The 12,508-nt window shown below is 49.7% G+C and carries 12 protein-coding genes; all 12 read left to right on the top strand.

From position 1 onward, the window contains the following. Positions 1–6: 6 nt before the first annotated feature. The 12 genes from BK126_RS14665 to BK126_RS14610 all read left to right on the top strand — a co-directional run bounded on the left by BK126_RS14665 (position 7) and on the right by BK126_RS14610 (position 12,496). On the top strand, positions 7–1,194 hold the full coding sequence (locus tag BK126_RS14665; protein ID WP_076313285.1) for an exonuclease SbcCD subunit D: 1,188 nt from the start codon (positions 7–9) through the stop codon (positions 1,192–1,194). Continuing rightward, positions 1,191–4,625: an AAA family ATPase gene (locus BK126_RS14660; RefSeq protein ID WP_076313284.1), complete on the top strand. Its 3,435-nt coding sequence runs from the start codon at positions 1,191–1,193 to the stop codon at positions 4,623–4,625. Before BK126_RS14665 ends, BK126_RS14660 begins: the two co-directional genes overlap by 4 nt. A gap of 137 nt (positions 4,626–4,762) precedes the next feature. Further along, positions 4,763–5,092, top strand: a complete 330-nt coding sequence (locus BK126_RS14655; RefSeq protein WP_076313283.1) for a hypothetical protein — start codon at positions 4,763–4,765, stop codon at positions 5,090–5,092. 447 nt (positions 5,093–5,539) lie between these two features. Beyond that, positions 5,540–5,899: a histidine triad nucleotide-binding protein gene (locus tag BK126_RS14650; RefSeq protein WP_076313282.1), complete on the top strand. Its 360-nt coding sequence runs from the start codon at positions 5,540–5,542 to the stop codon at positions 5,897–5,899. A 268-nt stretch (positions 5,900–6,167) separates the two neighbouring features. Beyond that, the gene (rpsU, locus tag BK126_RS14645) at positions 6,168–6,341 is read left to right on the top strand and encodes a 30S ribosomal protein S21 (protein ID WP_005547957.1); all 174 of its coding nucleotides are present in this window, start codon (positions 6,168–6,170) and stop codon (positions 6,339–6,341) included. Between the two features lie 16 nt (positions 6,342–6,357). Further along, positions 6,358–6,801: a GatB/YqeY domain-containing protein gene (locus BK126_RS14640; RefSeq protein ID WP_076313281.1), complete on the top strand. Its 444-nt coding sequence runs from the start codon at positions 6,358–6,360 to the stop codon at positions 6,799–6,801. Between the two features lie 164 nt (positions 6,802–6,965). After that, complete coding sequence (locus tag BK126_RS14635) at positions 6,966–8,282, top strand: NfeD family protein (protein ID WP_076313545.1); 1,317 nt, start codon at positions 6,966–6,968, stop codon at positions 8,280–8,282. An 82-nt stretch (positions 8,283–8,364) separates the two neighbouring features. Further along, complete coding sequence (gene floA, locus BK126_RS14630) at positions 8,365–9,372, top strand: flotillin-like protein FloA (RefSeq protein ID WP_076313280.1); 1,008 nt, start codon at positions 8,365–8,367, stop codon at positions 9,370–9,372. A 14-nt stretch (positions 9,373–9,386) separates the two neighbouring features. Further along, positions 9,387–9,902 carry a hypothetical protein gene (locus BK126_RS14625; protein WP_076313279.1) on the top strand — a complete coding sequence of 172 codons (516 nt, stop codon included), beginning with the start codon at positions 9,387–9,389 and terminating at the stop codon, positions 9,900–9,902. A gap of 120 nt (positions 9,903–10,022) precedes the next feature. Further along, positions 10,023–10,316, top strand: a complete 294-nt coding sequence (gene yqfC, locus BK126_RS14620; protein ID WP_047910820.1) for a sporulation protein YqfC — start codon at positions 10,023–10,025, stop codon at positions 10,314–10,316. After that, complete coding sequence (gene yqfD / locus BK126_RS14615) at positions 10,313–11,518, top strand: sporulation protein YqfD (RefSeq protein ID WP_076313278.1); 1,206 nt, start codon at positions 10,313–10,315, stop codon at positions 11,516–11,518. The genes yqfC and yqfD overlap by 4 nt, the downstream gene beginning before the upstream one ends. Positions 11,519–11,524: 6 nt before the next feature. Next, entirely contained in the window at positions 11,525–12,496 is a 972-nt protein-coding gene (locus BK126_RS14610; protein WP_076313277.1) for a PhoH family protein, read from the top strand. Positions 12,497–12,508 lie beyond the last annotated feature (12 nt).

Below are 12,508 nucleotides of genomic sequence, written 5' to 3'. Positions count from 1 at the left end.
GACAATATGCGGATATTGCATACGGGGGATTGGCATTTCGGTAAGACGCTGGAAGGCAGAAGCAGGCTTAAGGAGCAGGAGGCATTTGTGGACGAGCTGGTCACTCTTGCGGATGAGGAACAGGCAGACGTCATCCTAATGGCAGGCGATGTGTATGATTCCGTCAATCCGCCTGCGGCAGCAGAGCAGCTGTTCTATGATGCTTGTGCCCGTCTTACGTCAGGAGGAAGACCTCTCGTGGTCATCGCGGGGAACCACGATCAGCCGGAGCGTGTCGCTTCGGTCTCTCCTCTGGTGAACAATAGAGGCATTACTCTGGTAGGCATGCCAACACCAGAGATTATAACGGTTAATGCCGCGAGAACGGGGGAGGTCGCAAGGGTCGCGGCACTTCCATATCCTTCTGAGTCCAGGCTAAACGAGCTGCTAACAGATGATGCTGAAGAACAGGGGATGCGTAAGGCATATAGTGAACGCGTCGGTGAGCTGATGCGGCATCTGGGCAGTTCTTTTCGGAAGGACACTGTTAATCTAGCGATGAGTCATATCTATGTCCTGGGCGGTCTTGAATCGGACTCAGAAAGACCTATTCAGGTAGGCGGAGCGTACACGGTGGATCCATCGGCCCTGGCCATAGGCGCACAATATACTGCGCTCGGACACCTGCATAGACCGCAGGCGGTCAAAGGTGAGGGGATGATGCGTTACAGCGGATCTCCACTCGCATACAGCTTCTCGGAATCCGGACAGACTAAATCGGTTGTCATAGTTGATATTGCGCCCGGAGGGATACCTGCAGCAAGAGAGGTATATCTAAGCAGCGGCAAGCCGCTTGTTCGCTGGAAGGCGCAGGAAGGGCTCGCCCAAGTTTATCATTGGCTGGAAGAGCAGAGAGACGCGAACGCTTATATTGATCTGGAGATTTCGCTGAGTGAGGCGATGTCTCTCGGAGAGATTCAGAAGCTTCGCAAGGCCCGTGAGGGCATTATCCACATCCGTCCGGTATACCCGGAAATGCTGACAGAGGAGCTGCGTTCAGCTCGTTCCGAGCTGCCTGTGCATGAGGTGTTCCGCCGATTTTACCAGCGGCAAACCGGGGGAGCCGTGCCTGATGACAGTCTCGTTCGACTATTCCTTGAACTCGTCAATGAGGAGGAGTCATCAGCAGAAGGTGAAGAGGGGGCTGTGTTATGAGACCTGTCAAATTGAAGCTGTCTGGTCTGCAGAGCTACCGTGAAGCACAGGAAATTGACTTTAGAACATTGACAGAAACCGGGCTGTTCGGCATATTCGGTCCGACGGGAAGCGGTAAATCTACCATTCTTGATGCGATCACTCTTGCGATGTACGGTAAAGTGGAACGAGCGGTGAACGGAACACAGGGGATTATGAATCAGGCGGAGGACACACTATATGTCTCCTTCAGCTTTGAACTGCAGTCAGAGAAGGGTGTACAGCATTTCCGTGTAGAACGAAGGTTCAAACGAACGGGTGATGTTTCGATCAGTAATACCGTGAGCCGTTTTGTTGCTGTTACGGAGGAAGGCGAGGAAGTACTGGCAGACAAGCTTGCGGAGGTCAATCGAGCGGTAGAAGAGATGATTGGGCTGAAAATGGATGATTTCACACGGGCTGTAGTTCTCCCTCAAGGCAAGTTTGCGGAATTTCTATCCCTAAAAGGAGCGGAGCGCAGGCAAATGCTGCAGCGTCTGTTTCATCTGGAGAAGTATGGAGATCAGCTCGCGATCAAGCTGAGCCGCAAGGTAAAAGAGAACGAAAGTGCAAGAAAAGCGCTGGAAGCGGAGCAGCAAGGACTGGGTCTTGCGAGTAAGGAGGCTTTGGAAGAGGCGGAGCACAGGCTCAGCGAATCTGTACTCCTTGCCGAGAATGCCCGGAAACAGCTTGAAGAGCTAACCACAGCGGCTGAAGGTATGGCCAAAGTGAGAGAGCAAATGCTGGAGCGCAGTAAATATCGTCAGCTTCTCGATGGATTGTCTCAGCAGGAGGCTCATATTACAGAACTGGAGAAACAGCTTGATCTGTCTTCCAAAGCCGCAGTGCTTATTCCCATCCTGGAGGAGCTTGAGAAGACACAGACCGAATCGATTAAACGCCAAGCAGCGGCGGAGGCAGCCAAGGTGCAGCTTGACCAATGCGAGCAGGCAGCTTTGGAATGCTCGCAGGCAGAGGAGCAGGCAGCGAGGGGCTTGGCTGAAGAAGAGCCCAAGCTGCTGGTTCGGCTGGAGCAGCTGGAACAAGCACGGGAGCTGGAGCGGGAAACCGATGCGGCCAAGAAATTATTGGCACAGCTTGAGCAGCAGAGAAATGCAGAGGAAGCGTTATATGAACAGACCCGTCAGGCATTTGTCAAGGAACAAGATCTTCATACACGCGGACAGCAGAGACGAAAGGAACTGCAGGAAAGTCTGGCCTCCTGTGAAGTGAAAGCACAGGAAAGAAAGGAAGTATTAGGGGCCGTATCCGGGAAGCATAAGCTCGATACGGCTGCCGAGAGGCTGAATGAATCACGTCTGCTGGGACAGCAGGCCGATCTCAAGCTGAACACAGCAAAAGAAGAGCTGGAACAGACGGCTTCTGAGGAAGTGAGGCTTGCTGAAGAGCAAGCACAGCTGGCTATTCAGCTGCGTGAGGCTCAGGATGCGCTTGTTCTCAGCGGACATCAGCTTGATCGAGATCTTGAACAGCTCGGTGAGCTTGAAGAACGATTGCGAAATGAGCTGAAGGAGAATGAGCGTAGAAATCTGTCCGCCCGTCTGGCAGCTGAGCTGACAGACGGCGTGCCGTGCTCGGTCTGCGGTTCGGTCCATCACCCGAACCCGCAGGCGCTTGTTCACGAGCCGGGCGATGCTCGTGAAGAGGACCTCGCGCAGCTGCGCGCCATCTCGGCAGAGCTCTACGAGCTCCGCCTCGGCCTGCGCCAGCAGCTGCATGAGCTGCGCGGACTCCTCGCGCAGCAAGACCCCGGGACCGCGGACATGGACGCGGTCCCTGCCCCGCAGGCGGAAGCCGCGCCTGCGGCAGAGATCGCCGCAGCGGAGCTCGCTGCTGCGGCGCCGGAGGCGGTGGTGCGCGGCTATGCTGCGCGCACCCGCACTTACCGCGAGGCGGCAGATCACTTCGCCGCCTCCCTGACTGCGCTGCGCACAGAAGCCGCGCAGCAGGAGACGCGCGCTGCCTCGGCACGGCAGCGCAAATGGCTGGCGCAAGCGGCATATGACGCTTGCATCAGCCAGCAGGCGGAGACAGCAGCACGCATCGAGCTGCACACCGCCGAATACAAGGCCATTCGCGCAGATTGGGCGCGTGAATGGCCTGGCATCGCACCAGAGGAAGCGATAGAGAGGTATGAATTGCTTCAGGAGAGGGATGCTGCAGCAGAGGAGATCAAGCTCAGACTGGATAAGAGTGTATCGTTCCTTGAAGCGAAGGCATCTGCCATGAACGAGCTCCAGCAGCAGCTGTCCTCCATTGACAAACGGCGCGCGCAGCTTGAGGCCGAATGGCAGGGCAAGAAGGAGCTGCTCACTGAACGAGAAACGCGTCTCCGCCATTTAGTGCAGGAGGAACGTGCAGAATCCCTTCTGGAGGCAGCGTCCGCAAGGCTGTCTGCCATCCGCGAGGCTGCCAAGTCCGCCAAGGCTGCGCTCGTCGCAGCAGAGCTTAAGAAGCAGGAGGCGATGAAGCAGGCGGTCATGTCCCGACAGGCAGCAGATTCTGTCCAGGAGCAGCTGGCAGTTGTATCGGAGAAGTACGATACCGAGCTTGGCCGTTCACCATTTACGGAGGACAGGGAAGTAAGATCAGCTTACATGTTACCGGAGACGGTTCAAAAAACAGAAGCTGCCGTCCAGGAGTTCCGTGAACGGGAGAGAGAGTTGACTTTACGGCTGAAAGATCTTGAGCATAAGCTGCAGGGTGCCATGCTGACAGATGAAGAATGGCTGACGATGAGTGAGCAGCTTCGCGTGGCCAAAGCACAGGATGAAGAAGCGATGCGGGTAAAAGCTAGGGCAGAGCGGGATCTTGAGGATATTACACGTCGTCATACACGCTGGATGGAGCTTGAAGAAGGACGTATTGAGCTGACTCAGTACGGTGAGCAGCTCTCCAAGCTGCAGTCGGTATTCCGGGGGAATACTTTCGTGGAATATGTTGCCGAAGAACAGCTTATACAGGTCAGCAGAGATGCGTCCGCAAGGCTGCGCTATTTGACCAAACAGCGTTATGCGCTTGAAGTGGATTCAGGCGGCGGCTTCGTCATTGTGGATGATGCCAATGGCGGTGTGAAGCGTCCGGTCTCCACCTTGTCTGGAGGAGAGACGTTCCTGACCTCTCTGTCCTTAGCTCTTGCACTGTCAGCACAGATTCAGCTTCGCGGACAATATCCGCTCCAATTCTTTTTCCTCGATGAGGGATTTGGAACGCTGGATTCCGAGCTGCTCGATACGGTGATTACCTCTCTTGAGAAGCTTCATAATGATCAGCTTGCGGTCGGCGTTATCAGCCACGTCCCTGAGCTTCGGGCAAGACTAGCCAGGAAACTGATTGTGATTCCGGCAGAAGAGGCCGGCAGCGGCTCCAAAGTGGCTATTGAACAGCTGTAATCTGATCATCAATGGGTTAAGCATGAATTAATATGGATATAAAATCTCCATTCTTCTCCTTAAACAGTGGCAATTCGCCCAGCCCTGAATATGTTATGGGTAAGAGTCCATTGTTTATAAGGAGGAGTGTTAGTCTCATGGAGAAACAAGACAAGAAGAAAATGTGTTCCGATCATCTATATCGTTATGTGTCGGTGTGGATGGAGGATGGATCTGTACATGATGGTATCGTGGAAAGTGTAGACGAAGAAAATGTATATTTGGCCGTACCGATGACCTGTGATACTTATCAGCAAGCGCCCGCTCACGGAATGAATCCTTATTGTGGATGTATGCCTTCCCCGTGCGGTGATTACAGAGGATTTTTTCCATACGGTGGATATGGCTATGGCAGACGCCGCCGCTTTAATCGACTGGTTCTTCCACTATTCGCACTGACAGCTATTTCATTGCTGCCATATTACTAAAGCTCTCATCATTTGATGCAGCTTGCACACAAACGAAGAGCCCTCTGCTTATGCAGGGGGTATTTCTTTTAGTAAGACGAATTGATGATGGATTCCAATTTGGGAGGACTCCTGCTCCTCTCCATTCTTGAAACGAGCGGCACGAACTTGTATGATAAACTTGTCTATTAGTATAGAACGAACTAATGCGTCATTGCACTTTGCCGTAAGCTCGGCTCATATCGAGTGTTAACTGCTAATTTATATAGTTCAATCTATATGGATACATAATGACGATATCTAGATTGAATTGACCCGTTCAACTTAGATGACAGGTGGATTAAGTCCGTTATAATTCAGCTGGGTATACGTTCAAGCCCGCGGGTTAACGGATTCAAATGTTACTTGACCCTGTTGTTAACGGACTTTTCGATTGTCCAATTCAAATGATAGATGGAGGTTACTATGATGGACTGTTTGTTTTGCAAAATCGTTGAAGGAACAATCCCTTCAAATAAAGTGCTGGAGAATGAGCAGGTAGTTGTGTTCCACGACATCCAGCCTGCAGCTCCGACACATGTGCTCGTTATACCGAAGAAGCATATCGCTTCAATGAATGAGGTGGAAGGGGAAGACTTTGCTCTGATCGGAGAGATACATAAAGCAGCTCAAGAAGCGGCAAAACAGCTGGGCATTGCTGAATCGGGCTATCGGCTGATCAACAATTGCGGCAAGGATGGTGAACAGACCGTTCATCACTTGCATTATCATGTGCTTGGCGGTGCACGCCTCGGGGCACTTACAGGTATTTCTAAATCACACAGCTAAATCTAACGTGGATTCGAATTGATTTGATTTGATCATACTCTGATTTGATGTATTCAAGATATACAGATACAGATCAACATTGTGTGTCAATATGATCTCGAATTCATTGTTTAATCGGTGTGAAAATGGCTTCATTAAGCCTAAAAACATACTTTTTCAACGGGTATTCTTATAGAGGTTGACACACTAACGAATTTTCACCTATAATTAAGTTTGATGAACCGTGTTATATGCTCTTGGACGGTCTGGTCGGAGGGAGGGAAAACTGGTGTCTGAAACTAAAGTTCGCAAAAACGAGACAATTGATGCTGCACTTCGTCGCTTTAAACGTTCCATCGCTAAAGATGGTGTTTTGGCTGAGGTGAAGAAACGCAAGCATTATGAAAAGCCAAGCGTAAAGCGCAAGAAAAAGTCCGAGGCTGCTCGTAAGAGAAAGTTTTAGGAGGAATTAGAACAACATGAATCTTAGCGAACGATTGAACGAAGATATGAAGCAAGCGATGAAGAGTCAGGACAAGTTCACACTCTCCACCATTCGATTGGTTCGTTCGACGATTAAGAATCTTGAAATAGATTTGAAAAGAACTTTGGATGACAACGAAGTGCTTGATATCCTCAGTCGTGAAATCAAACAGCGCAAAGATGCCCTCCAAGAATTTGATAAAGCGGGTCGCACCGAACTTGCGGAGAATGCCAAAGCAGAAATTGATATAATCAGCAAGTATCTACCCGCACAGCTTACCGAAGAAGAAATTAAAGTCATTGTACAGCAGACCATCCAGGAAACCGGTGCTTCTTCGAAAGCCGAGATGGGTAAAGTGATGTCAGCCCTTTTGCCTAAGGTTAAAGGCAAAGCGGATGGCAAGCTGGTGAGCCAAGCAGTTCAACAATTTCTGCAATAACATAAACCGTAAACACTCCCTGTACCAGGGAGTGTTTTTTCTTTTTTGAAACGTAACGCTTGCATGAAGCGTAATATACGACATATGGTGACATTATAGACTTATACAGGAGGGAGGTTATAAATTTGGCAGTCACTCTGAAAAAGTGGAATTTCTCTGTTGTGATGATGGCTGTTTTATTGCTTGCTATGTTTTCTGCTCTATTCTTGGCTCCATCCGCACAGGCAGCGAAATCAGGCGCTGTGTATGTGATACCGGTTGATCAGCCTATTGAACGCGGGCTCCACAAGTTTATGGAACGTGGGTTCAAGGAAGCTGGAGAAATGGAAGCAGGGCTTATTGTATTGCAGATTAATACACCGGGCGGGTTGGTGCAGACGACGAAAGAAATTGGTGATATGATTCAGAGCAGCAGTATCCCGGTGGTGGCTTTTATACATGGTGATGCCGCATCGGCGGGCAGCTATATAGCGTTAACTGCGGATCATATCGCGATGTCACCTGGCAGCACAATCGGTGCAGCAGCCCTTGTCGATGCCAGCAATAACTATATCGATGATCCGAAAGCAGTGGCTACATGGAAGGCGAATATGCAGGCAGCTGCAGAGAAGAACGATCGGAACGGAGAAATCGCACAAGGCATGACAGACCTTAACATGGTGGTTGAAATGCCGGAGATTAACAAGACGAAGCAGCAAGGACAGGTTATTTCTCTGACCGCGAATGAAGCGCTTAAGGTAGGTTATGCAGATAAAATTGCTTCGACCCCTGCAGAGGTTGCTGCATGGCTTGAATATTCGCCGGATAACCTATTTGTAATGGAGCCGACTACGTTTGAGAAAATATCTACTTTTCTCACACATCCGGTGGTATCTACCATTCTGCTGTTCCTCGGCATCGCGGGTATACTGATCGAATTGTTTGTTCCTGGATTCGGCGTTCCAGGTATTGTAGGCGTTATTAGCTTTGCACTGTACTTCGGAGGCAGTTATGTCGCAGGTATCGGTGGTTCTGAGACTTGGTTCCTCTTCATTATCGGGCTGGCGCTGCTTATTGCCGAATTGTTTGTTCCGAGCTTTGGCATACTCGGGATACTGGGATCGGTAAGTTTGATTGCAGGGGTAGTTCGAGCGGCGTACGATACAGGTACGGCTTTGTTCTCTCTTGGGATTGCAGCAGCGGCTGCAATAGCGGTCGTTATTATTGTCGCGATTATATTCAAGGAACGCGGGATATGGAACCGATTTATTCTCAGAGACAGCATGACAGCAGAGCAAGGCTACTCTTCTATTCGGACTAGAGAAGATCTGATCGGCAAGAATGGAATAAGTCTGACTACACTTCGTCCTTCCGGTACAGCTGTTATTGATGGGGAGAATGTCGATGTGGTCACAGAAGGCAGCTTTATTCCAGCTAATGAAGAGATAACGGTTCATAAGGTAGAAGGAACAAGGATTGTCGTTAGACGCATAAATCCATAATTAAGAATGTGCCACGTTTATACACAATGCAGAAGGCAATATCATAAGACAAAAATAATTAGTTTGTGGAGGAATTTAATCAATGATGGATTCAGGTATCGTACCTATTCTTCTGATCGCGGTTGTCGTGATCATCGTTCTGAGTGTATTCTTCAGCTTCTTCCCGGTTATGCTCTGGATTTCGGCTCTCGCATCCGGTGTACGTATCAGCATTATCACACTTGTAGCCATGAGACTTAGACGGGTAACACCAAGCCGGATCGTGAATCCAATGATCAAGGCAACCAAAGCAGGTCTGGGACTCAGTATAAATCAGCTGGAGAGCCATTACTTGGCCGGCGGTAACGTTGACCGTGTCGTGAACTCCCTTATTGCTGCTCAGCGTGCGAACATTCCGCTTGAATTCGAACGTGCTGCTGCGATTGACCTTGCAGGACGTGACGTTCTGCAGGCGGTTCAAATGAGCGTTAATCCACGTGTTATCGAGACACCGGTCGTTTCTGCCGTAGCAAAAGACGGGATCGAAGTGAAGGTTAAAGCACGTGTTACCGTTCGTGCGAACATTGACAGACTCGTCGGTGGTGCTGGTGAAGAGACAATCATCGCCCGTGTAGGCGAGGGGATCGTAAGTACGAATGGTTCCTCAGACTCTCACAAAGATGTACTTGAGCATCCAGATTTGATTTCTCGTACTGTACTGGAAAAAGGACTTGATGCAGGAACTGCTTTTGAGATCCTATCTATCGATATTGCCGATGTCAGCGTAGGGAATAACATTGGTGCGGATCTGCAAACGGAGCAAGCTGAGGCTGACAAGCGGATTGCTCAGGCAAAAGCAGAAGAGCGCCGTGCTATGGCCGTTGCTCAAGAGCAAGAGATGAAGGCTCGCGTCGTAGAGATGAGAGCGCGCGTTGTTGAATCCGAGTCTCAAGTACCGCTTGCGATGGCTGAGGCTTTCCGTAATGGCCAGATCGGTGTCATGGATTATATGAACTACCGCAACATTGAAGCAGATACTCAAATGCGCGGCTCCATTGCCAGACCTGAGGATCGCCAGGGAGATAACGACGAGTCAAACCCTAATAAATAAGGTGGTGGATGTAAATGAACCTTATCGAATGGGTGATGAATAACTTCATTTTTGTGCTGGGTGCTATTTTCGCGCTGGTATCCTTTATAGGAAAGAGCAAGAAGCCGAACGACGAACAGCATCCTTCTCAAAGGGCTCCGCGTTCCAATCCTGCACAGGACGCTCGTCAGCAGCAACAGCAGTATGACTCGAGGTATGAGGAAGAAGATGAAGAAGATGAGTACGAGGATGATTCATCCCCTTATTCCAAGCAGCCTCAGCCTGCATATGCTGCAGCCCAGAATGAGGTGCTGGAGCAGAAGCTGCGAGAGCTTGAAGTCGAGAAGATGCGGATGGAGCGTGCCAGGCTGAAGCTGGAGCATAAGGCTCAGCGTCAAGGTGCCTCCAGGAAGCAGGCGGCTGCGCCGGCAATAGATTCTGGTAAGAACGAAGCTCCTCTAAGCTCAGATGAGATTCGTAAAGGAATCATATGGGCAGAGATCTTAGGGCCGCCGCGTGCTAAGCAGTCCTTTACAAGGCATCGGAAATAAGGCAGATTAAGCCGTTTTTTCTCTTATGAGAAAAGACGGCTTTTTTGTGTTTCGATGCTTTCATAAAACAGGATTTTGCTGCATATGGTTTAGAGTACAGGAAGGGGGAAGACCAGCCCAATGACCCGAATCAGCCGCAATTTGCGCAAATGGACCAGCGAAGTACTCGATTTGCCGCAGGATGTTCTTTTTGACACGCCCAGGCTAACCCTGATTGGAAGTAATCAGCTATACATAGAGAATCATCGCGGTGTGGTTCACTTCTCTGAAGAACGGCTCGTGCTGGATTTATCAAGCGGGCGGCTTGAGATCAGCGGGAATAATCTGATGATTCGCACCATTCTCCCGGAAGAAGTAGCAGTGGAAGGGCGAATTACGAATATACAGTACCTGGGAACGGGGGATGAGAAATGAAGACACCGAGTCTAGCTAACTTAAGAGGAAGTGTTCATATTGTTCTCCTGGGTGGAGACCTTGAAGCGATGATTAACCAGATGGCTGTCAGGGGTCTTCAGGTTTGGGAGATTCGTTCGATAGGTGAGAGCAGCGCCAGCATGAATATTCTACTTCGGGATTTTTTCAAGCTGCGCCCGCTTTTACGGCGGACAGGCTGCCGTGTTCGTGTGAAGAAGCGTATCGGCTTTCCTTTTTTTCTGGCTCGATTACTTAGAAGAAAGATGTTTGTTGCGGGAGCCTTTCTGTTTTTTGCCATCTTGTTCTCGATGTCCTCGCTTGTATGGGATGTAGAGGTGAAGGGGAATGTGAAAATAACGGAGGAAGAGATTCTGGCTGCAGCTAAAGAAGAGGGGCTGTATCCGTTTCAGTGGTCCTTTCGGCTTCCGACGCAGGACAAGCTGGCTAGAGATTTAATCAAGCAGCTGCCGGCTGCGGCATGGATCGGAGTGGACCGGGAAGGGACTAAATTCACCATTCAAGTTGTCGAGGCAGACGAGCCTGAGAAGCAGCCCTTGTTAAGTCCGAGGCATATTGTGAGCAAAGCAGATGCAGTAATTACAGAAATTTATGCTGAGCAGGGAAGGCCTGTAGTACAGAAGAATACACGTGTTAAAAAAGGGGCGGTTCTCATCTCCGGCATTCTGGGTGACGAGGAGAACAGTGAATTGGTTGTAGCAAAAGGCGATGTGAAGGGACTGGTATGGCACGAATATAACATTGAAGTCCCGCTCGTTCAGAAGCAGGTCACCTATTCAGGTGAGTCCAAGGAGCGGAGATATATCGTCATCGGTGACTGGGCGATTCAGTATTGGGGTTATGATAAAACCCCGTTCAGTAAATACGAGACGATCACGGATGTTGAGCCGCTTATGTGGAGGTCATTCAAGCTGCCGATTGGCTGGATGACGGAGACAGACAGGGAGACGAATTATAGAGAGCTTAATCCGAGTGAGGAAGAGGCTAAACAATATGGGATTACAGCGGCAAAAAACGATATTTTAGCGAAAAATGGGAAAGGAACGAAGGTGATAAGCGAAAAAATTTTGCATGAGAAGAAAGAGAATGGTAAAGTTTATATGAAAGTGCTTTTCGAAGTAGAAGAAAGTATAGCGGAAGAGCTTCCGCTCGTTCATAACCCAAGTCCAAGTCAAGGAGAATGAGGCTATTTGTCAGTAAATAATTACAGCATTCGAATCTCGCTTCAGAACGCGGGAGAAGGGCAGTCGTTATTTGGACCACAGGACGCTTTTCTTAAGATGATGGAATCGCAGATTCCGGCGACTGTCGACTCCCGGGAAGCAGAAATAACAATTAGAGGCAAGGAACAGGAAGTAGAGATCATGGGACAGCTGTTTGAAGTGCTGCTTGCGTTGATCCGGAATGGCCATATCTTATCTGAAAGAGATGTCCAGTATGCCATTGAACTCGCTAAGGATCTGCGGGCAGATCAGCTTCTTGATCTATTTAAAGGTGAGATTACGAATACATATCGCGGCAAGCCGATTCGAGTAAAGACGATTGGCCAGAAGCATTATGTAACGACGATCAAAAAACGTGATATCGTGTTCGGCATTGGCCCGGCAGGTACAGGTAAAACGTATCTTGCTGTCGTTCTAGCGGTTGCCGCGCTGAAGGAAGGCTCTGTCAAAAGGATTGTGCTGACGCGTCCCGCCGTGGAAGCGGGCGAGAACCTCGGCTTCCTGCCAGGTGATCTGCAGGAGAAGGTGGACCCTTACCTTAGACCCTTGTACGATGCTTTATATGACGTTATGGGACCCGATCAGACAGCCAAAGCACTAGAACGCGGATTGATCGAGATCGCTCCGCTTGCTTATATGCGTGGACGAACACTTGACGATTCATTCATTATTCTCGATGAGGCTCAGAACACAACGCCGGAACAGATGAAGATGTTCTTAACACGGCTTGGTTTTGGATCGAAGATGGTCATTACCGGTGATGTGACGCAAATCGACCTTCCCCGCGGAAAAAAATCGGGACTCATTGATGCTAAGGCAATTCTCGAAGGTGTGGAAGAAATCGGGTTTGTCTATTTTACTGAACAGGATGTCGTGCGGCATACACTCGTACAAAAAATTATTACTGCATATGACCGGGCCGCCGAAAATCAAGAATAGGAAGGGATTGTC

It is taken from the genome of Paenibacillus sp. FSL H7-0326, from assembly GCF_001955535.1.
GTDB classification, from domain to species: domain Bacteria; phylum Bacillota; class Bacilli; order Paenibacillales; family Paenibacillaceae; genus Paenibacillus; species Paenibacillus shunpengii.
The sequence above is the reverse complement of the archived record's forward strand: the minus strand, read 5'-3'. Positions and strand labels throughout refer to the sequence as shown.